This is a genomic window from Lacrimispora sp. 210928-DFI.3.58, assembly GCF_020554865.1.
Lineage (GTDB): Bacteria > Bacillota > Clostridia > Lachnospirales > Lachnospiraceae > Enterocloster.
The window spans coordinates 16,937-37,875 of the sequence record NZ_JAJCIC010000011.1; the positions used below are offsets into that span (position 1 = coordinate 16,937).

Annotated in this window: 15 protein-coding genes; all 15 read right to left on the minus strand. The window is 51.0% G+C overall.

Annotated elements, in window-relative coordinates; all coding sequences use genetic code 11:
- Positions 1–5 precede the first annotated feature (5 nt).
- The 15 genes from LIZ87_RS08785 to LIZ87_RS08855 all read right to left on the minus strand — a co-directional run bounded on the left by LIZ87_RS08785 (position 6) and on the right by LIZ87_RS08855 (position 20,929).
- Positions 6–476 (minus strand): YcxB family protein, encoded by a 471-nt coding sequence (locus tag LIZ87_RS08785; protein WP_227146480.1) that lies wholly within the window; start codon positions 474–476, stop codon positions 6–8.
- A 114-nt stretch (positions 477–590) separates the two neighbouring features.
- Positions 591–1,883, minus strand: a complete 1,293-nt coding sequence (locus LIZ87_RS08790) for a TRAP transporter large permease (RefSeq protein ID WP_178313892.1) — start codon at positions 1,881–1,883, stop codon at positions 591–593.
- A gap of 1 nt (position 1,884) precedes the next feature.
- Positions 1,885–2,406 carry a TRAP transporter small permease gene (locus tag LIZ87_RS08795; RefSeq protein ID WP_178313890.1) on the minus strand — a complete coding sequence of 174 codons (522 nt, stop codon included), beginning with the start codon at positions 2,404–2,406 and terminating at the stop codon, positions 1,885–1,887.
- Positions 2,407–2,556: 150 nt separating this feature from the next.
- On the minus strand, positions 2,557–3,672 hold the full coding sequence (locus tag LIZ87_RS08800; RefSeq protein ID WP_227146483.1) for a TRAP transporter substrate-binding protein: 1,116 nt from the start codon (positions 3,670–3,672) through the stop codon (positions 2,557–2,559).
- 190 nt (positions 3,673–3,862) lie between these two features.
- A complete protein-coding gene (locus LIZ87_RS08805; RefSeq protein WP_227146485.1) occupies positions 3,863–4,660 on the minus strand; it encodes a response regulator transcription factor in 798 nt (265 codons plus the stop codon).
- A gap of 25 nt (positions 4,661–4,685) precedes the next feature.
- Positions 4,686–6,176, minus strand: coding sequence for a sensor histidine kinase (locus LIZ87_RS08810; RefSeq protein ID WP_227146487.1), 1,491 nt, complete (start codon positions 6,174–6,176; stop codon positions 4,686–4,688).
- 107 nt (positions 6,177–6,283) lie between these two features.
- Entirely contained in the window at positions 6,284–8,743 is a 2,460-nt protein-coding gene (gene glgB / locus LIZ87_RS08815; protein WP_227146489.1) for a 1,4-alpha-glucan branching protein GlgB, read from the minus strand.
- Positions 8,744–8,802: 59 nt separating this feature from the next.
- On the minus strand, positions 8,803–9,696 hold the full coding sequence (locus LIZ87_RS08820) for a fumarylacetoacetate hydrolase family protein (protein WP_178313294.1): 894 nt from the start codon (positions 9,694–9,696) through the stop codon (positions 8,803–8,805).
- Positions 9,697–10,041: 345 nt separating this feature from the next.
- On the minus strand, positions 10,042–12,768 hold the full coding sequence (locus LIZ87_RS08825) for a cation-translocating P-type ATPase (RefSeq protein WP_178316892.1): 2,727 nt from the start codon (positions 12,766–12,768) through the stop codon (positions 10,042–10,044).
- A 151-nt stretch (positions 12,769–12,919) separates the two neighbouring features.
- A complete protein-coding gene (locus LIZ87_RS08830; protein ID WP_330664573.1) occupies positions 12,920–14,074 on the minus strand; it encodes a M20/M25/M40 family metallo-hydrolase in 1,155 nt (384 codons plus the stop codon).
- 49 nt (positions 14,075–14,123) lie between these two features.
- Positions 14,124–16,034 (minus strand): alpha-amylase, encoded by a 1,911-nt coding sequence (locus tag LIZ87_RS08835; RefSeq protein WP_178316890.1) that lies wholly within the window; start codon positions 16,032–16,034, stop codon positions 14,124–14,126.
- A 116-nt stretch (positions 16,035–16,150) separates the two neighbouring features.
- Entirely contained in the window at positions 16,151–17,983 is a 1,833-nt protein-coding gene (locus LIZ87_RS08840; protein WP_178316889.1) for an ABC-F family ATP-binding cassette domain-containing protein, read from the minus strand.
- Positions 17,984–18,140: 157 nt separating this feature from the next.
- Positions 18,141–18,953: an HAD family hydrolase gene (locus LIZ87_RS08845; protein WP_178316888.1), complete on the minus strand. Its 813-nt coding sequence runs from the start codon at positions 18,951–18,953 to the stop codon at positions 18,141–18,143.
- A 5-nt stretch (positions 18,954–18,958) separates the two neighbouring features.
- Positions 18,959–20,446 carry a tripartite tricarboxylate transporter permease gene (locus tag LIZ87_RS08850; protein ID WP_178316887.1) on the minus strand — a complete coding sequence of 496 codons (1,488 nt, stop codon included), beginning with the start codon at positions 20,444–20,446 and terminating at the stop codon, positions 18,959–18,961.
- A 30-nt stretch (positions 20,447–20,476) separates the two neighbouring features.
- The gene (locus tag LIZ87_RS08855; protein WP_178316886.1) at positions 20,477–20,929 is read right to left on the minus strand and encodes a tripartite tricarboxylate transporter TctB family protein; all 453 of its coding nucleotides are present in this window, start codon (positions 20,927–20,929) and stop codon (positions 20,477–20,479) included.
- Positions 20,930–20,939 lie beyond the last annotated feature (10 nt).

Sequence of the window (20,939 nt, forward strand, 5' to 3'; positions counted from 1 at the left end):
TGTTTTTATGTTCTCTTCATCCTCGATGTAATATACGCATAAAGCTGCTCTCTGTCTTTTCCAATAACCCGGTTTGTCAGCACATATCCATGAGTGGTATCAGTAAATACCACGATCATGGTAGGCTTTTTGGAAACTCTCTTTATCTGGCTCCATTTCATATCAGAAACAGCCTTGCCTACCTTTACATGGACTCCCCCTGTATGAAAGGAGATCTCTGTATCCTCTGTAATGGCCTTCGCCTGCTTCCTCGCCTTCCGGTAAATGGTAAGGGGCTGGAACACGGTGAAGATCAGACAGCCCAGCAAGCAGGCGCAGCGGAGAACCAGGCCGGAGGTCTCCCACTTTGCCACAGCCAGGGCCAATACAGCTACAGTGAATATCACATTGCACAGTCCCACCATGGAACCATAAATATAATACATGGACAGCTGCCAAAGGTCAATGCTGCTGTTCCGATAGGTATAATTATACAATCGCTTTCTCCTTATAAAATATGAACAAGATAAGACACTAGGAGTGCCGCAAAGCATGGGTACACTTTGCAGCACTCCTGTCCATATTGATATATGATCTGATTTCCTTACCTATTATGCAAGTACAGATGGCAGCCACAGGCTGATCGCAGGAACAAATGTGATCAGCAGCAGGGTGATGATCATGCACAGATAGAAGGGAAGGGTTGCCTTTACAACCTTCTCCATCGGGATCTTTGCTACAGCAGAGCCAATGAACAGCACAGCGCCTACCGGCGGTGTCAGAAGGCCGATACCACAGTTAAGCACTACCATGATACCAAACTGGATCGGGTCGATACCGATAGAGGTAGCGATCGGCAGCAGGATCGGCGTAGCGATCAGGATGATCGGAGCCATGTCCATGATACAGCCAAGTACCAGAAGGATCAGGTTCAGTAACAGTGCCAGGATGTAAGGATTGGTCGTCAATCCCGTAATGGCGCTTGCAGCCAGATCCGGCACATGCAGACGGGTCAGGCAGTATCCGAAGATACTGGAGGTTGCGATCAGGATCAGCACGATGGACAAGGTATCCACACAGTCGCTGAGCACTCTCCAAACGCCCTTCCAGTCAAGGCCCTTATAGATAAACACGCTGACGATCAGACTGTAGATAACTGCGATAGCTGCAGACTCAGTAGCAGTAAATACGCCGCATACAACACCGATCACAACGATCAAAACGGCTGCCAGAGCCCAGATGGATACGCTCAGCTGCTTGATCAGGTTTGTAATGCTGAACTTGTCACCCTTCGGATAATTGCGCTTTACGGAAATAATGTAGGAACCAACCATCAGGGAAACTGCCAGCAGGGCACCCGGAACATAACCTGCTAAGAACAGGCTTCCAACAGAGATACCGCCTGCTGTGGTAGCATAGATAACCATGTTGTGGCTGGGAGGTACTAACAGTCCCTCACAGGAGGATGTGATCGTAACAGCGGTGGAGAAATCACCGTCATAGCCCTGGTCTACCATCATAGGGATCAGAATGGAGCCCAGAGAAGCAGTATCTGCGGAAGCAGAACCGGAGATGCCGCCGAAGAAATAGGATGCAACGATGTTAACCATTGCCATGCCGCCCCGCATCCAGCCTACGCAGGCATTTGCCAGAGCGATCAGTTTTTCAGAAATACCGCCGGTACCCATCAAACAGCCCATAGTGATGAAGAACGGAACCGCCATCAAGCTGAAGGAGCTGATGCCTTTTACCATCTGCTGGCAGATGGTTGTCAGCGGCAGGCCCTGATACAGCAGGCAGAACATAGAGGAAAGGGCTACTGCATATGCAATGGGAAACCGCAGCATGATCATTACAAAAAAGCTACCTAATAAAACTAAAATTGCCATACCCTGCGCATCCATCTTACTTGCCCTCCTTTACATAACAATCTTTAATATGGTTGTAAAGTGCCTCCAGCTCGAAGATCAGCATAGCAACTCCTGCTAAAGGTACCGGGAAATACATCCAGAATCTGGACAGCCATGGCATACTTACATAAGTACCCTTTGCGCCAAGACCGGATGCATAGCTCCAGCCAACTGTTATCATGACCACTGCCAGAACCAGTACTGCCACGTCTGCCAGGATATCCAGGAACTTTACAACTCCCTTCGGCAGATAGGAATCCAGAGCCGTCATACGGATATGAGCGCCGCGGCGGATCGCCAAAGCGGCTGACAGAACGGCCATGTAGGACATACAGGTCAGGACTACCTCCTCAGACCATGCCGGATCCGGGATGAAAGAAACGTAACGTCCAACTACAGACATGCTGGTGATGGCAATATCAGCGATCAGCAGCAGCTTGCACAGGAACATTACAAACTTATATGTAGCGTCATATGCAGGTTTAATTTTGTCAATTGTCTTGAATATCTCTGGCATACCTGTTTTACCCCCTTCTTTGTTAACAAGATCTTAACACCTTTTTTCATGACAAAACGGGGCACAGAAACGCACTCATCTCCATGCCCCATTTCTATCAAAGTAAGCTTGCGGAACGTGCGGACTCCGCTTTGCTTTGTTTACACAGTATTACTGCATATCTAACAGCTGCTGGTACAGATCCTCATAGCCCTTTGTATTGTCTGTGATAACCTGCTTTGTAGCCTCCTGCCAAGGAGTGATGTCTGTAACCTCAACTACGTTGCAGCCCTCAGCCTTCAGCTGCTCAAGAACCTCGTTCTCCATGGACTCGGAGTTCTTACGGTTGTTCTCCTGAGCGTACTTACCAGCCTCAACCAGGATAGCCTGCTGATCTTCTGTCAGCTTGCCCCAGGACTCATCAGTGATAACGATCTGTACAGCGCCCAGTGTATGTCCATCCAGAATCAGGTTAGGAGCAACCTCCGGGAATGCGTTGGACTTGTAGTTAGCGATCGGCTGCTCAGCACCGTCAACAACGCCTGTCTGCAGTGCAGAGTACAGCTCGTTGAATGCAACTACGGTTGGGTTAGCGCCAAGGCCGTTAACAAGACCGTTCATAACAGGGTCGTTGGACACGCGCAGCTTCATACCTGCCAGATCCTCAATGCCCTTTACTTCGTTAACAGTAAAGAAGTGGCGGAAGCCCTCCTCGCCGTAGAACAGGCCTCTTACGCCGGAGCCGTTCTCCTGGGATTCATTTAAGAACTCGTCAGCAAGATCGCTTGTTGCGAAATTCCAGAAATGATCGCGGCTTACGAAGGTGTAAGGTAAGGACAGAAGCATGGACTTCTGGCCGCCGTAGCTTGTCAGAGCGAATGCGGAGATACGGGAGATATCAATGGTGCCGCCGCCGCCCAGCATGGTGTCCAGAACATCGTTCTCAGAACCAAGAACGCCGCTTGCCTGTACGTCGATCGTGATCTTGCCGTCAGATAACTCCTCAACCTTTGACTTGAAGTCAGTAGCGATCTTTCCTACGATTGTATCCAGTGGGTTAACCTCTGCGTATACCAGAGTGATCTCAGGCATGTTTGCTGTGTCATAAGCACCGCTTGCTGCTGCCTCTGTAGCCTCGCCTTCAGCTGCCTCTTCTTTTGCTGCCTCAGTTGCTGCTGCGGTTGTAGCTGCTGCTGTGGTGGTCTCTGGGGACTTTAATCCGCATCCTGCCAGGGAGCCTGCTACCATTGCTGCACAGAGAGCTGCGCTTAACCATCTCTTTTTCATGTAACATTTCCTCCTCTTAATACAATTTTTATGCTTTTTCAGCATTTGTTAACGTTTTTCTTACGTTATTTTTATTATAAGAGGATTTGTCCATTCTGGATATAGTAAATTTTTGTGAATCATAGTATGATTTTATCTTATCTTACATTTTTCTTTATGCATATGGCACAGAAAAAGGCCAAATAAACGCCTATTCCTTTTGGAATATATACAACCGGTACTCCGTAGGGCTCTGTCCGGTGATCCTCTTGAACACCTTTGCAAAATAGTTGGAGTCCGCATATCCCACTGCTTTGCCGATGTCCTTTACGTTGACCGTAGGCTGTTCCAGCATTTTCTTTGCCTCCTCCACCCTGTATTCTGTGAGATAAGAGGTAAAGTTCTTGTTGAAGCACTGCTTAAAGAGCTTGCAGAAATAGGGCTCAGAGTAATTCATGGTCCTTGCCAGATCCTGCATGGAAATATCGTACATATAATTGTTCCGGATATACTGGCTTATGACCTCTGTCACCTTCACCAGACGGACATTATCGCCCTCCGGCTCCTGGTCCGGCGCCTCCGCTTCCTGCTCCGGCACTGCACGCTCTTCCTGAACCGGGTCTTCCTTCTCCCGCTCCCCGGCGATCCGCATAGCCTCCTCCAGCACCAGCATCAGCTCCTGCTCGTCATAGGGCTTTAAGAGATAATCCAAGGCCCTGACTGTTATGGCCTTTTTCGCATAAGAAAATTCATCAAAGGCAGTAAGGAATATAATGCAGCAGTCCTTGTCTGTTTCCCGTATTTTCTGGGCCGCCTCAATTCCGTTGATCCCCGGCATCTCAATGTCCAGGATCGCGATCTGTATCTTCTCCTCCTCGTAGATCTTCAAGGCCTCCCTGCCGTTTTCTGCCTGAAAGATCGTGCACTGCCCCTCCAGATTCTTACTCAGGGTCTTATACAGCACTGCCCTCTCTATCATCTCATCATCCGCTATCAGCAAACGGTACATATATCATCCTCCCTCTGCGTCCTTGCTATACCTCTTCCCCTTCCTGGGGGATTATCAGCTGCACGACCGTCCCATGGCCTTCGGAGCTGTAGAGCTTTACATGGCCTCCCCGGTACATGGTGTGTATCCTTTTGTAAATATTTCCCAGCCCAATGCCCACCCTTGCAGTGCTGTGCTCCTTTAGGGCCTCACGGAGATCCTCACATTTCTCCCCGCTCATCCCCAGGCCGGAATCTGCCACGGAGATGATGAGTATGCCTTCCCTCTTCCAGACCCGCAAAAACACCTTTCCTCCCTGCTCCTTTTTAGAGAGGCCGTGTATGATCGCATTTTCCACAACCGGCTGAAGTGTAAATGCCGGGATCAGGACGGCTTTTGCATCTACCTCAATACTGTTCTCGTAGCGTATCCTGCTTCCGAACCGCATCTGCTGTATATACATGTAATCCTGCACCACCTTGAGCTCCTGCTCTAAAGGGACGATCTGCTCCGAGGTCTTTAAATTATACCGGAACAGGTTGCTCATGCTGGTGATCATGCGCTCTGTGGTGGAGGCCTCCTCCAGCTTTGCCATGCAGGCGATCAGATTCAGAGTGTTGAACAGGAAATGGGGATTGATCTGGCTTTTTAACAGCTCAAGCCTTGCTGCATCCAGGCGCTTCTCCATCTCGATCTTTTCCATTTCTTCTCTATGCAGAAGCTCTGCCATCTCGTTGTTTTCCTTTAGGGTGTTAATATAGCCTTCGGTAGCGTGCTTCATTTTATTAAAAGCATATACCAGCTCTCCCATCTCATCCTTATTGGCAACCTCTACATCTCTGCCGCTGAAATCATTTTTGGCGATCTTTCTTGTGTTGTGGGCCAGCATGACAAGAGGAGTCACAAAGGTTCCTGCCAAAACCTTTGTCAGGAACATCACCATGATCATCATAGCGATAGAGAATACCAGTATCACAAACGGCAGATTATAGAAGATCGGGACCTTTTCCTGATAATTGGCATTTCCATCTCTCAGGGTCAGCTGAACAAGGCGGCGGGCGTAATCCTGCAGATAGGACTGTATTCTGTATACCTGATACAGATTTGTCACGTATTCGCTGTCCTGGCGCTCTTTTTCCAACAGGGCATCGCGGAATACGCGGTAGCCCTCATAGCCGTTTCGGATATTCCAGGTTCTGGCATATCTCTCTGCTCCTATTCTGGAATACTCAAAGGGCAGGGAGCGTATGCACCGCTCTGTCCTCACACAGGAAAGAACGTACTCCTCCCTGTTCTCCGGCGTCCTCTCCCTGACATATATGGCAAAGGCCTTTACCTCCAGATCCATGGCCTCCTGGAAATCATGGCATCTGGAATTGTCATTTAATATAATGTTAAAGCTGTCCAATGAGAAGTTCATGATACTGATATTGAAGGCAACAGAAGAAATCATGATCAAGATGACCATGATCGCAAATATACCTATTTTTTTCCTGATGGAAATGGTAAGCCATAGGTTCCTGAGATAGTTGATCATAAAAACTCCCGCAGTCAGTATGTCCGTCTTCTTGCAGCGGCAGAAGGCGCAAGGCCCACCGGCCTGCGCCTTCTGTTTTCTGGTCCCGCATATCCGCGGCTTTCATCCTATTTTTCTTTTTTATCCTCCAGCTTTCCCGGTTCTGCTTTGCTGGTGGCAATCTTATCCGGCTCTTTTTTAGAGGTAGAAAGCTTCTTTGGTTCCTTTTTGGCCGTAGCAAGCTTCTTAGGCTCCTTTTTCGCTGTGGTAAGCTTCTTGGGCTCCTTTTTCGCTGTGGCAAGCTTCTTGGGCTCCTCCTTTTTCGCCTTTTCTTCCTTCGGCTCCTCAGCCGGAGTGCAGCTGAACACTGCAAAGCTCATAGCCGGAATGGTGATCTCGATGGAATAGTCACGCTCATCCCACTCCTGCTTTTTCGCTGTCTTCACGCGGCCATTGCCCTTGCCGTCACCGCCGAACTCCTTTGCATTGCTTGAAAAGATCTCCTTATATTTTCCGTAGAACGGAACGCCCACACGGAACTTCTCGTGCTCCACATTGTCAAAGTTGCAGATGAACAGAAGGGTCTCTTCCTTCTTCTTGCTCCTGCGGATGAACATTACCATGCTCTCATTATGGTAGCTGCAGTTGATCCACTCAAAGCCCTCCGGTGAGAAATCCAGTTCATAGAGAGCCGGATGCTCCAGATACAGCTTGTTCAATGCCTTCACATAGGCCTGCATGTCCTTGTGAACAGGATATTCCAGAAGGTTCCACTCCAGAGATGCATTTTCATTCCACTCATCTACCTGGGCGTAATCCTGTCCCATAAACAGCAGCTTCTTTCCGGGATGGCCGATCATAAAGCCGTAGGCAGCACGCAGATTCTCTGCCTTCTTCTCCAGGGTTTCTCCCGGCATCTTGCCGATCATGGAGCCCTTTCCGTGAACCACCTCGTCATGGGAGAATACCAGCACAAAGTTCTCACTGTAGGCATAGAGCATGGAGAAGGTCAGCTCACCGTAGTTGTGCTTCCTGAAATAGGGGTCGCAGCGCATATAGCTGATAAAGTCGTTCATCCAACCCATATTCCATTTATAATCAAAGCCCAGGCCGCCGTCCTTTGGCTCGCCTGTGATCATGGGCCAGGCTGTGGACTCCTCTGCAATGAGCACTGCTCCGTCCTTACGGCCCTTGAATACGGTGTTTAAATGCTTTAAGAACTCAACTGCCTCCAGGTTTTCATTGCCGCCGTACATGTTGGCAACCCACTCGCCGTCATTCTTACCGTAATCAAGATAGAGCATGGAAGCCACTGCATCCATACGGATCCCGTCTGCATGGTACTTGTCTGCCCAGAACAGGGCATTGGCGATCAGGAAGTTGGAGACTCCCGGACGGCCGTAATTGTAGATCAATGTTCCCCAGTGAGGATGAGCGCCCTGGCGGGGATCCGCATGCTCATACACACAGGTTCCGTCAAAGCAGGCCATGCCGTAGGCATCACGCGGGAAGTGGGCAGGTACCCAGTCCAAGATCACGCCAATGCCCTGACTGTGCATGTAGTCCATGAAGTACATGAAATCCTGGGGTGTTCCATAGCGGCTGGTCGGTGCGTAATAGCCGGTCACCTGATAGCCCCAGGAGGCATCTAAGGGATGCTCCATCACAGGCATCAGCTCTATATGGGTATATCCCATCTCTTTTACGTAGGCAGCCAGCATTTTGGCGATCTCACGGTAGTTGTAGAACTCAGAGCCGACAATGTCCTTGCCCTCCTCGTCCTTTTCTGTCTCCTTGCGCTTCCAGGAGCCCAGATGCACCTCATAGATGTTCATGGGCTTGTCCTTTGTATCGGCCTTTGCCCGCGCATCCATCCACTCCTTATCCTGCCATGTATATCCGTTGATATCCCATACTACAGAGGCATTGCTGGGGCGCAGCTCAGAGTAATTGGCATATGGGTCTGCCTTTAACATCGGCTCCCCGGCCTTTGTCTTGATCTCATATTTATAAATATCTCCGGCTGAAAGCCCTGGAATGAACAGCTCAAACACGCTGCCGTCCCCTTCGCCCACACGGCGCATCTGATGCCTTCTGCCGTCCCAATGGTTGAAATCTCCCACTACGCTGACGCGCATGGCGCAGGGAGCCCAGACAGAAAAATTGACGCCGGAAACGCCGTTCACCGTCATAGGATGGGCACCCATCTTCTCATAGATGGTATAATGGATGCCTGCACTGAATTTCTTTAAATCTTCCTCTGTGTACTGGGAAGGGAAGGCATATGGATCCTGAAGTTCCTCCTCTGTTCCGTCCTCGCCCTTCACAAGCAGGGTGTATGGAGCAATGCTCTTTCTGGGAATGAGGACTGCAAAAAATCCTGCTTCATCGGCTAATTCCATGGCATATTTTTTGCCGCTCTTTGTCAGTTTCACGCTGACAGAGGCTGCACCCGGTATCAGGGCCTGGATCAAAAGCCCCTGCTCTGTCACATGAGGTCCCAGCATCCCGTGGGGATTGGATGCCTCTGAATACACCAGCTCCTCAATACCTGCCCAATCCATTAAATCGTATAATTTCTGTTCCATTTATTAGCCCCCTTATTTTGTAGATTCCTATTTTATGCTTATTTAAAAAATGTACTCATTTAAACCACTGGATTTTTGATGGAACCGATTCCTTCCACGATGCACTCCACCACATCTCCGGGCTTTAAGAACTTTGGCGGTGTAAAGCCCATGCCCGCGCCTGCCGGAGTACCTGTGGCAATGATCGTTCCGGGCTCCAGTGTCATGCCCTGGGAAAGCTCGCTGACAATGTGCTCTACCCCGAACAGCAGGAGGTCGGAATTGCTGTCCTGTCTCAATTCTCCGTTCACCCGCGACTGCACCTGTGCCTTAGGAGGAAAGCCCAGCTCATCCACCGTGGTGATGCAGGGACCCATTGGAAGGAAGCCGTCCAGGCTCTTTCCAAAATACCACTGCTTATGGCGGGTCTGCAGTGTTCTTGCGCTGACGTCATTGATGATCGTGTATCCGAAGATATAGTCCTTTACCTCTGACTCCGGCACCTTATAGGCCTGCTTTCCGATAATGACCGCCAGCTCTGCCTCATAATCCAAATCCTCCACAATATCACTGTGGCTGGGGATCCCCTCGCCCGTTCCTATGGCCCTGTTCACACGTTTGGAAAAATAGACGGCAAAGGGCCGCTCTCCTCCGAAAGCCTCCTTCTTATACCGGGCAGACTCCTCAGCATGGGCCATATAGTTGATGCCCAGGCAGATGACATCCTGCTTTGGATAGGGAATCGGAGCCAAAAGCCTTACCTCACCAATGGGAGCTGCCCCCTTGATGCTGTACGGATCCTGCCCTGATACATAATCCAGCAGCTGCTTCTCCGACTCACTTATACTCTCGATCAGCTGCTGCATGGTCTTGTAATCCATATCCAGGGAGCGAAGGGGAAATACCCAGTTTCCGTCCTTGCTTATGACTCCCAGTCCGCTTTTGTGTTCAATTTCATATGTAACAAGTCTCATGTCATCAAGTCCTCCTGCATTTTACCGTAAAACAATTCTTATTGTTTACTTTACCACATTTTTCTGAATTTATCTACGATTTTGCCTCTTGAGTTTGCGTATTTTGCGCCGGGGCTGCCGGGAGGATGGCTGGGGCGACTTTGCAGGACCTTAGAAGCGCTTAGGCAGCTGGTTTTTTCGTTCAGGGCCGCATCAATGACTGTTTGAGCGCAGCGAGTTTCTTTGATGCGGCTCTGGCTTTTAGAAAAAAACAGGTGTCTTAGCGCTTCTTAGATCCGAAACCCGGAGCCTCCAGCCATCCTCTCAGCAGCCCCAGCGCAAAATACGCAAACTCAAATTTTGCGCCTACTCTGCCAGTTCCTTGAAGATCTTGCAGATCTGGATCAATAAAGTAGGGAAAAATGCTGCGGCTCCCACTGTGGCAACCTGGCCCAGAGTCAGATCCGCAGCCGCAAACATCACCTGAAGTCCCGGCACAAAAAGCACAGCGGCGAGAAGGACCACCCCCAGCTCAAAGGCCATTACACTGTAAAGATTGCCAAAAAGCCCAAGGCGTATGATCGAATGGCTGCTCCTGCAGTTAAATCCATGGAACAGTCTGGCCAGCGTCAGGGTGGAAAAAGCCATGGTACTGGCCGTCTTCGGCCCTCCCTCCCACAGGCCTGTGCCATAAGCCCACATGGTGGCTGCTGCTATCATTCCTCCCTGGAAAAGAAGGGCTTTGATAAATGGCGCTGTAAGGATCCCCTCCTTCGGGTCCCTGGGAGGCTGCCTTAAAAGTCCCTCCTCTGCCGGCTCCATGCCAATGGCAATGGCCGGAAGGGAATCGGTGATCAGATTGATGAACAGCAGGTGCACCGGGGCAAAGGGCAGAGGAAGGGCCCTGAGGGATGTATACAGTACACATAATATTCCTGCCATGTTGCCGGACAGGAGAAACTGGATGGAATTCTTGATATTGCGGTATACGTTGCGGCCATTGGATACGGCCTTGATAATGGTGGCAAAATTGTCATCAGCCAGTATCATGGAGGCGGCATCCTTTGAGACCTCCGTGCCCCCGATCCCCATGGCAACTCCGATATCTGCCTTTTTTAGAGCCGGGGCATCGTTTACTCCGTCTCCTGTCATGGCAACGATCCTGCCCTTTTTCTGCCAGGCCTCCACAATGCGGATCTTGTGTTCCGGAGATACCCTGGCATAGACGGAGATCTGCTCCAGCTTATCTGCCAGCTCTTCCTCCTCCATCCGGTCTAACTCTGCTCCCGTCACAGCCATATTTCCCTGGCAGAAGATACCAATGCGCTCTGCAATGGCCATGGCTGTCACCTTATGGTCCCCTGTGATCATCACAGGGCGGATGCCTGCCTGGCGGGCGCTGGCTACGGCAGGACGTGACTCCGGTCTCGGCGGATCCATCATGGCAGCCAGTCCCAGGAAGATCAGGCCATCCTCTATGGGAAGCTGCTCCTCCTTTTCAAGAGGGCGGCAGGCCAATGCCAGCACGCGCAGTCCCTGGCCGGACCAGAGCTCATTCTGTCTTAGAATGTTCCTGCTGTCAGAGATGGTCATAGCCCTGGAGGGAACGGCGGCGCAGGTTCCGGCTGCGGCGGGAGTCCCGGCCGGAACGGATGCTTTGGCTGTGGCAGGAGTTTTGACTGCAATGGATGCTTTGGCTGCGCCGGGAATTCCTGCCGCCGGATTTGCCAGGCGGCTGCAGCGCTTTAACAGGACGTCCACAGCTCCCTTCACAAATATGAGCCCCTGGCCCTCCACCTCGTTAATAGTCGTCATCATTTTCCTGGAGGAATCAAAGGGGATCTCCCCTTTTCTTGGACACATGAGACGTATCTGCTCCGGTATCACCCCGGCTTCCCCGTCCATGCGCAGAAGGGCGGCTTCCATAGGATCTCCTGCCGCCGTCCGGCCTGATCCGGAGGCATTGTTGTTCAGGGCTGCGCCGTAGAGGAACAGCCTAACATCCGCTCTGTCCCTGTGCTCTCTGAGGTCCTGTACTGCCATTTCTCTTCCGCTTAGATATACGCGCTCCACATCCATCCTGTTCTGAGTCAGGGTCCCAGTCTTATCTGAGCAGATGACAGAGACGCAGCCCAGGCTTTCCACTGCCTTCAGGTCCTTGATGATCGCCTTTTCCTTTGCCATCTTCTGTGTCCCCATGGCCTGGACAATGGTGACAATGGAGCTTAAGGCTTCGGGGATCGCTGCCACTGCCAGGGCTACTGCAAACATGAGGGCATCCAATACGGGCTCCCTGCGGTAAAGGCTTATGGCAAACACAGCCCCGCAGATGGCAATGATCGCAGCGGCCAGATGGCCGGAGAAGCGGTCCAGGCTTATCTGCAAAGGTGTCTTTTTCTCTCCTGTCTCATTCATAAGAGATGCTATTTTTCCAATTTCCGTATTCATCCCGGTGGCAGTCACCACCGCCACCGCCCGGCCAGATGTGATAAGGGAACCGGAAAAGATCATGTTCGTCCTGTCGGCCAGGACGGGAGCCTCCCTTTGTGCACCCTTAAGGACTCCCCCATGCTTTTCCACATTTAAGGATTCTCCTGTCAGGGAGCTCTCATTTACAGTCAGGCCATAGACCTCCAGAAGCCTCCCGTCTGCCGCTGCCAGATCCCCTGTCTCCAGGATCAGGATATCCCCAGGGACCACCTCGGCAGAAGGAACCGTCATGGCGCGGCCTCCCCTCACCACGCGGGCCTCCGGAGAGGAGAGACGCTTTAAGCTGTCTAAGGATTTTTCTGCCTTCTGGTGCTGTATGGTGCCCAGCACGGCATTCAGCAGGAGTACGGAAAAGATCACCAGGGTGCTCTCCGCGTCCCCTGTCGCCATGGAAATAGCTGCTGCCCCAATGAGTATCATGACGAGCAGGTCCTTAAATTGTTCTAAGAATACCTGCCACCACTGCAGGGGACCCTCTTCTTCCAGAACATTTTCCCCATATTTTTGAAGGCGGTCCTTGGCCTCCCTCTCACTGATCCCCTTTTTATCTGATCCCAGGGCATGAAGCACATCCCTCTCCGGCATGGCAAACCAGTCTGTCATCTCTTTCTCCCCTCTGCTCACACGCTTCCTTTCGGATACTCTATATAATAATTTTACAGCAAAAATGCCTCCGGGATATGACTTTCCATATTCCCGGAGGCACTCCCGAAGAGTACCCACTTCAATTTATGTGGGGAGATTTTTCATTATGTCAATTGCTGCCCAGTATCATCTCAAAGGCTACCAGGTAGCCCTCCTTTAGGGAGTCGATCTCCACATATTCCTCCCTGGTATGGGCGCCCTTTCCCCTGTAGCATCCGATGCACACGCTGGGAATCCCCAGAGAAAGGGGGATATTGCAGTCTGTAGAACCAGCTCCTGATACCGGCCTGACACCGGTTGCAGCCTCCACAGCCCTGGCAGCCCGTTCGGAATGCTGTTTTTTCCTTTCGGGATCCACCTCTCCCTCACAAGGCCGCAGTCCCAAAAGCTCCCAGGAAACATCCAGTCCCTTTTCCTGCTCCTGCTTTATGATCTCCTGGAATTGTTCTTCCATGCAGGCCAGGTTCTCCCTGTGCTCTGAACGGAACTCATAGAGCATATGGGCCTCCTGGGCAATGGTATTGACCGAGGTCCCGCCGGAGATCATGCCTACATTGTAGGTAGTCTTTCCGCGCTCCGGAACATCTATCTGATACAGCCTCTCGATGATCCCGGCCAGCTTCTCAATCGCATTGTCCCTTCCAAAATTGCTGAAGGAATGGCCTCCCTGGGTCCGTACAGTGACCTGATACCTGTGAGAGCCCACTGCCCTGTCCACCATGCTTTCCAACGAGCCATCAAAGGTACAGAAGCTTTCCATCCTGCTGCCGTAACGGCTGCATATGTTCTTTACACCCTTTAAATTTCCCAGGCCCTCCTCGCCGGAATTGCAGACCAAAAGGAGGCCAGGGGCATGTTCCCCGCGCAGTTCCTTCCACTGGGGAGTATTTTTATGCTCTGCAATATATTTTGCCACCAGAAGCAGGCTTGCCAGGCAGGCCGTATCATCGCCCACTCCCGGACAGCAGATGCGTCCGTCCCTGATCTCAAGGGGCAGCTCTGTCTCGTCTGCAAATACCACATCTATGTGGGCCATGTACACCTCAATGGGTCCCTCCTCTCTCATATCTGCGGGATAGACCACATTCAGGGCTTCATCAATATATACGCCCTCTGCCCCCTGGGCCTCAAGCCACTCCTTACAGAATCTGGCCCGCTTCTCCTCGTGGTTGGAAGGAGATGGTATCCTGGCAATGGTAAGAAGAAGGTCATAGGCCTCCTTTTCGTGTTCTTTTATATACTCCTTGATGGAATCTGTCAACATTTTGGTGTCTCCTTTATTTCCTCTTTGTAACTGTTCAGTACCCTCACAGTTACTCCTCTTTTTCTTCTGTCTCCCCGGACTTTCTGTCAGTGTCATCCTCCGGAGCCTCCGCCTTTTTTCCAATAAAGACCACAATGGACCTGGCCATGATCAGCTGCTGCTTCTGATCCGAGAGAAGAGGCTCTGTACCAGGCCTGTAAAAGCCGCCTGCTGCCTCGTCATCCGTATCAAAAGCCAGATGCCATTTTAACTCCTTCGGAAGATGGGGAAGGGCAAACTCATGGGGCTCCCAGTGCATATTGTAGGCAACGTAGAAATAATCATCCTCTGTCCCGTCCGCCTTCTTTCCATATTTGCCGCAGTAGAAGATGCCCAACTGTCTGCGGAAGCTCTCAAACTCCGGACACCAGGCCTTTATCCCGTGGTAGGACACATCCGGCAGTCCTACGGAACGGTAATCCAGAAGGGCCGGCTCCTCCTCCATATGGAATACAGGATGGGCCTTGCGGAATGCGATCACATACTTTGTAAATTCGCAGAGGTCTCTGTTGGCCTTTAAAAGTCCCCAGTTGATCCAGGATATCTCATTGTCCTGGCAGTAAGAATTGTTGTTGCCCTTTTTCGTCCTTCCAAATTCGTCTCCTGCCATGATAAGCGGGGTTCCCTGGCTCAAAAACAGCAGAAGCATGGCGTTCTTAAGCTGCTTTCTGCGCATGGCCAAAACCTTCTTTTTCCTTGTCGGACCTTCCACGCCGCAGTTCCAGGACTGGTTGTGATCCGTACCGTCCCGGTTTGCCTCACCGTTCTCTTCATTGTGCTTCACATCATAGGAGACCATATCCGCCATGGTAAAGCCGTCCGTATTTGCCATAAAATTAATGGTTCCCATGGTTTTGGGGCTTCTGCGGGTACGCTTTACCAGGTTATTAAGCTGGCCCTCGTCTCCCTTTAGGAAACTTCTCATATCCGTCATAAAGCCCTGGTTGTATTCCGCCAGGTGGCGGCAGTTTCCAAAGTCTACATTTTCCCAATTGCAGGCAAACAGCTTTGTCCTGCTGAGGTAAGGATCCTCTGCCAGCAGCTTGAGGGGAGCATAGCCTACCAGATGGATCCCGTCTACATGATATTCCTGAACCCAGAAGCGCACGGCATCCAGGGCATGGGAGGGAGCCTCTGTCCCGTCAAAATACAGTTCCATGACCAGCTCCAGCCCTTCCTTATGGAGGGTCTTTACCAGCTGTTTAAACTCCTTGCGGGGATCCTTTTCCTGGCCTGCGCAGTAGGCGGCCTTTGGCGCAAACAGAAGTCCCCTTGTATAGCCCCAGTAATTCAGCTTGCCGGTGGGCTCCTCCTCCGCAAAGGGGCTGCCATCCATGTGATCCGGCAGGATGACCTCCTCAAATTCCACCGGAGGCATCATTTCCACAGTCGTGACACCCAGTTCCTTCATGTAAGGGATCTTCTCTGCAACCGCCCGAAAGGTCCCCCTGTCCTTCCCCTCCACGCCGGAGGAAGCATGCTTTGTAAAACCTCTTGGATGGATGCGGTAAAGAATGCTGTCCTGGTAAGGGATCATGAGCGGCTTGTCTCCCTCCCAGTCAAAGGGCTCCTCACCGCACACTGCCCGAAGGGTATGCTTCAGATGATCCTCACTGCCCCAGCGCTCCCTGCCGGAAAACTGCCTGCCATAGGGGTCCGGTACTTCCTTTCCATCCTCCTCAAAGGTATATTCCATATTTTCAAAATCGCCCAGAACTGTCATGCTCCACACATTGCCGATTCTGGATTCCTGAGGGAATAGGATACGCTCCTTACGGGCCTTGCTGCCCTTTTTGTACAGCAGGAGGGCGCACTCTGTTCCCTTCGAAACAAAGGAAACATGCATTCCTCCCTCTATCACAGTGGCTCCCATGGGGTACATACTTCTGTCGTTTATGTCAATCCTGTAGCTCGTTCTCATCTCTGTTACCGCCTTCCCTTGTGAATGCTTAAATACCCTTTTCCATGTGTCTGTTTCTGTCTGTTTTTCCACAGTTTCTTACGGTCAGCGCAGCATGTGCGCGACCTGCCGGACAATCACTTCTGTGCTTCTATTTTCTCCATCAGCTCATTGAGATACATCCAGCGCTCCATTTTCTCCTCCAGTTCCCTTTCCTTCGCCGCCTTCTCCTCCATCAGCTCATTTAACCTGGTATAACTGCTGGCAGATCGCCCGATCTCCCGGTCAAGCTCCTCCATGGCAGACTCCAGCCCGGCAATGTCATCCTCAATGGTCTCCCATTCCCTCTGTTCCTTATAAGAAAGCTTCCGCTTTTTACTGCCGCCTGCACTTTCCTTCCAATTCTTTTTGTTCTTATCCTGGTCTGTGCCTGAGGCCTCCCTGCTGTCAGCTGTGCCAAAGGCCTCCGGGTGCTTCAATGCCCAGGCACGCTGGTAATCCGTAAATCCGCCCTCATACTGCGTCACAACCCCCTGCCCCTCAAAGGCAAAGATCCTGTTTACCACACGGTCCAGAAAATACCGGTCATGGGATACCGTTATTACGATTCCCGGAAAAGTGTCCAGATAATCCTCCAAAATGATCAATGTCTGGATATCCAGGTCATTGGTCGGCTCGTCCAGCAGGATCACATTAGGCGCCTCCATAAGGATGCGCAGCAGATACAGGCGGCGCTTCTCACCGCCGGAAAGCCTGCTTATGGTTGTATACTGCATACTGGATGGAAAGAGGAAGCGCTCCAGCATCTGACTGGCGCTTATGCTCCCATCCTTTGTCTTTACGTACTCTGCAGCCTCTTTTATATAGTCAATGACCCGAAGGCTCTCATCCATCGCCTCATTTTCCTGGGAAAAATAGCCCAGCTTTACCGTCTGTCCGATCTGGATACTGCCGGAATCCGGCTTCACCCAGCCTGCGATCATCTTCATAAGGGTGGACTTGCCGCTTCCATTGGGCCCGATGATCCCCACACGGTCACTCTTTAAGAAGATGTAGGTAAAATCCTTCATTAAGACCTTACTTCCATAGGCCTTACAGAGAGACTGAAGCTCCACTGTTGTCCTTCCCAGACGGCTGGCAATGGATTCCAGCTCCACGTTCCTGTCATACTCCGGCCCCTTCTGGTCCCGAAGCTCCTCATACCGTTTTATATGAGCCTTCTGCTTTGTGGAACGCGCCCTTGCTCCCCTCTGCATCCATGCGATCTCATTGCGCAGGATGGATTGGCGCTTGCGCTCCGAGGCCTCGGCCATCTCCAGCCGCTCTGCCTTCAGCTTCAGATACCCCTCATAATTGGCCTGATAGCTGTAGATCTTTCCCTTATCCAGCTCTGCGATCCTGCCCACAACACTGTCCAGGAAATACCTGTCATGCGTGATCATGAGCAGTGCGCCCTTAAAGGCCTTCAGATATTCCTCCAGCCAATCTGCCATCCCGCTGTCCAGATGGTTGGTGGGCTCGTCCAGGATCAGAAGATCCGCCTTGCTTAACAGGGCGGAGGCCAGGGCCACCCGCTTTCTCTGTCCTCCTGAGAGAGTCCCGATCACCGCTTCATGGTCTGTGATCCCCAGCTGGTTGAGCATATTCCTGGCAGCCGCCTGTATCTCCTCTATGGAGCTGTAATGGGGCTCGTCCTTATTCTCCCGAAGCACACTCTGCAGCACCGTATCTCCCTCTGTAAAGCTTGGTATCTGGGGCAGATAGCGGATATAGAGGTTCCTTCCCCGCACCACAGTCCCCTCATCCGGCTCCTCCAATCCTGCCACGATCTTTAACAGGGTAGATTTCCCAGTCCCATTGATCCCGATCAGTCCCACCTTCTCCCCTTCATTGATGGAAAAGGCCGTATCATCAAACAGCAGGCGCTCCGTATAGGATTTCGTCAAATGTTCAATTGTCACTAAATTCATACAATTCCAGTCCTTTTGTTTTGTCAGTCATAAAATTAGTATACATTTTACGGGTCGGGATGTAAAGGAATATTACAATTAAGGGGGGATTTTTTCCGTGAAATTTGCTATAAAACAAAGGCCGGAAGCTTCTCCGTTAAGCTTCCGGCCCTTCCCTCTATTCTTCAAATTTTTCCCAAAATGCCTTGATATACTCTTGCTCCGCATCTTCTCTATACATTCCTGACGCAAACATTGGAAATACTGTTTCCTGGAATATATGCCAGTCCCGTGCCTCTCTTCGCGGACAGATCGGATAAAAATGCACCCCATTCTCCACTGCCGCCCGGTGATCTCCCGGTGCATCCCCCAGCATGATCACATTCTCCGGCTGGTATCCCATTTTGATCAGTTTTGCAATACATTCCTTCTTTGGTCCATCGCGATGGGACATGATCGCAGAGACATAAGAACGCAGCCCTGCATTGCTCCACTCAGCGTCCAACGCGTCCGGATTTGTAGAGGAGACCACCACGATATCCGCCTCCCCGGAGGCCTTTATGATTGCTTCCTTCGCCCCATCAAAGGGCTTTGCGGGAGGCATTTTTGAGATTGCTTCATTGACAGCCAGGGACCATGTCAGGGCACGCTTTAACGCCGGACTTGTTTCTCCGCTCAGTGTGACATTGGACAGAGCCTTTGCCCTCATCGTCCACTCATGGATCTCCTTCCAGTCCTCCTGGCCCAGTGCTTTCAATACCAGTGCCAGTCCCTTGAACCGGTTGACAGCCCTCGTGGAGGAATAGAGGTTCACCTGATTCCATGTATCAAGGACCTGTTCCTTTTGATCCTGCAGGGGCCATACATTTAACACCTCTGGTCCAAAGCAGTGTCTGTGCTTCGATTCCATGGAATCAAATGCACATCCATCAGAATCCACACAGACCAGTTTTTTATGCTTTATCTTCACTTCCTTATCCGCTTTTTCCATGTCTGTCAACCTGCCTTCCATTTCTCACTTTTTTCCCTTGACCGTCTCTGGATAATCGGAATAGACAGGGAAATACAGATCAATACTGCAAATCCAATACAGATTCCTGATGAAACAAAGGTTGAATAGGAACCGCCTGCCATCAATAACGCCCTCTTAAAATGGGTCTCAGCCATTGGCCCCAGGATCAATCCCAAAATGATCGGTGATGCAGAGGCCTCCAGCTTCTGCAGGAAATATCCCAAAATTCCAAAGATCAGCATGATCCAGATATCAAACACACTATTGGACATGGCATAGGATCCCACTACGCAAAGGACCATGATCACCGGTACCAGGATCTGCTTTGGCACGGAAAGCACCTTAATAAAGACCCGGATACAGGATAATCCTAAAAGTGCCATGCAGCAGTTTGCAATAAATGCTCCCGCAAAGATCGTGTAAACCAGCACTGCATTTTCTTTAAACAGCATGGGCCCCGGCTGGAGTCCCTGGATCGTCAGCGCACCGATCATGATAGCTGCAACAGAATCTCCCGGTACGCCTAAGGTCAGCATTGGGATCAGGGCCCCGCCTGTCACTCCGTTGTTTCCTGCCTCCGGCGCAATGATCCCTTCCGGAATACCTGTTCCGAACTTTTCCGGATGCTTTGACATGTTTTTCACCTGACCATAGGATACAAATGCCGCAATATCCGTACCCGCTCCGGGAATGATCCCGATAAAGGTTCCCACAAGCCCAAAGATCGGAGCCAGCTTACCGATCAGTTTCCAGTCTGATTTTGGCGGAATCACATGCTTTATATTGGAATCCACCTTTGTTTTTGTCTTGATCTCCTCTATCCCCTGAAATGCCTGAGACATGGCAAACAGGCCGATCATAACCGGAATATAGCTTACTCCGCTGTACAGATGGATCTGTCCAAAGGTAAATCTCAGAAAGCCTGTCATACTGTCAATTCCGATACAGGACAAGAAAAATCCGAATGCTCCGCAGATCAGCCCTTTAGCAAGAGATTTTCCTGACACGCTGGCAATAACGGTCAATCCGAACACTGCCAGCATGAAAAATTCCGGGGAGCTGAAATGCAGCGCCAGCTTCGCAAGCTGAGGAGAGATCAGCATCAGCACCAGGCAGCTGACAATACCGCCGGTAAATGACGATATGGTGGACAAGCCCAGTGCACGTCCGGCCTCGCCCCTTTTTGAGAATTCATACCCGTCCAGGACTGTGGCAGCAGCAGCCGGTGTTCCCGGTGTACGCAGAAGGATCGCAGAGATGGATCCGCCGTAAACAGCTCCGAAATATACGCCTAAAAGCAGCATGATCCCCACATCTGCATCCATGCCAAAGGTCAGCGGCAGTACCAGAGCCACACCCATGGTAGAGGTCAGGCCCGGCAGGCAGCCAATGAAGATCCCGGCACCTACTCCGACAAATATAAACAGCAAAAGCTGAGGATCCAGCACTGCATGCAATACATCTAACGCCATGAAAAATTACCTCCATTTATCCTCATATGCTCAAAACAACAGGCCAAAGCTCAGCGATACATGAAGCACCACACTGAACACCACATATATCATCCCAATGACCCCTGCCGAGGCCCCGCAGCATACAATGTATTTATAATCGCTTAACCATTTGATCATACCAAACAGCAGCAGAAAGCTTGTCACGCAGAACCCAAGAACCGGCATCACGATCACATATAAGACCATGATCCCCATTGCTGCATACGCCCGTTTATTGTCCAGGGAGGACAGCCCCAATGGGACGTCCTCCTCCGGCAGCATCCGCAGAGTTGTAATGATCAGACTGATCGAAGCAGCCAGCATTAATACAGCAATAATGATAGGGAAGAAACCTGGTCCCGGAATTCCGTCTTGTCCTTTTGGATAAAAACTGCTCTGTATTATCACGAGAATGGCCAGCAGAGAAAAAACTCCTGCCAATGTCATATTTCCCTTTTTCATCTTTCTATTC

What these genes read in the sequence shown, in the direction of transcription:
- LIZ87_RS08855 (WP_178316886.1), bottom strand. Translation starts at nt 20,929, where the DNA reads ATGAAAAAGGGAAATATGACATTGGCAGGAGTTTTTTCTCTGCTGGCC.
- LIZ87_RS08810 (WP_227146487.1), bottom strand. Translation starts at nt 6,176, where the DNA reads ATGATCAACTATCTCAGGAACCTATGGCTTACCATTTCCATCAGGAAA.
- LIZ87_RS08795 (WP_178313890.1), bottom strand. Translation starts at nt 2,406, where the DNA reads ATGCCAGAGATATTCAAGACAATTGACAAAATTAAACCTGCATATGAC.
- LIZ87_RS08840 (WP_178316889.1), bottom strand. Translation starts at nt 17,983, where the DNA reads ATGAATTTAGTGACAATTGAACATTTGACGAAATCCTATACGGAGCGC.
- LIZ87_RS08825 (WP_178316892.1), bottom strand. Translation starts at nt 12,768, where the DNA reads ATGACAGACTGGTTTGCCATGCCGGAGAGGGATGTGCTTCATGCCCTG.
- LIZ87_RS08850 (WP_178316887.1), bottom strand. Translation starts at nt 20,446, where the DNA reads ATGGCGTTAGATGTATTGCATGCAGTGCTGGATCCTCAGCTTTTGCTG.
- LIZ87_RS08820 (WP_178313294.1), bottom strand. Translation starts at nt 9,696, where the DNA reads ATGAGACTTGTTACATATGAAATTGAACACAAAAGCGGACTGGGAGTC.
- glgB (WP_227146489.1), bottom strand. Translation starts at nt 8,743, where the DNA reads ATGGAACAGAAATTATACGATTTAATGGATTGGGCAGGTATTGAGGAG.
- LIZ87_RS08845 (WP_178316888.1), bottom strand. Translation starts at nt 18,953, where the DNA reads ATGGAAAAAGCGGATAAGGAAGTGAAGATAAAGCATAAAAAACTGGTC.
- LIZ87_RS08830 (WP_330664573.1), bottom strand. Translation starts at nt 14,074, where the DNA reads ATGTTGACAGATTCCATCAAGGAGTATATAAAAGAACACGAAAAGGAG.
- LIZ87_RS08805 (WP_227146485.1), bottom strand. Translation starts at nt 4,660, where the DNA reads ATGTACCGTTTGCTGATAGCGGATGATGAGATGATAGAGAGGGCAGTG.
- LIZ87_RS08800 (WP_227146483.1), bottom strand. Translation starts at nt 3,672, where the DNA reads ATGAAAAAGAGATGGTTAAGCGCAGCTCTCTGTGCAGCAATGGTAGCA.
- LIZ87_RS08835 (WP_178316890.1), bottom strand. Translation starts at nt 16,034, where the DNA reads ATGAGAACGAGCTACAGGATTGACATAAACGACAGAAGTATGTACCCC.
- LIZ87_RS08790 (WP_178313892.1), bottom strand. Translation starts at nt 1,883, where the DNA reads ATGGATGCGCAGGGTATGGCAATTTTAGTTTTATTAGGTAGCTTTTTT.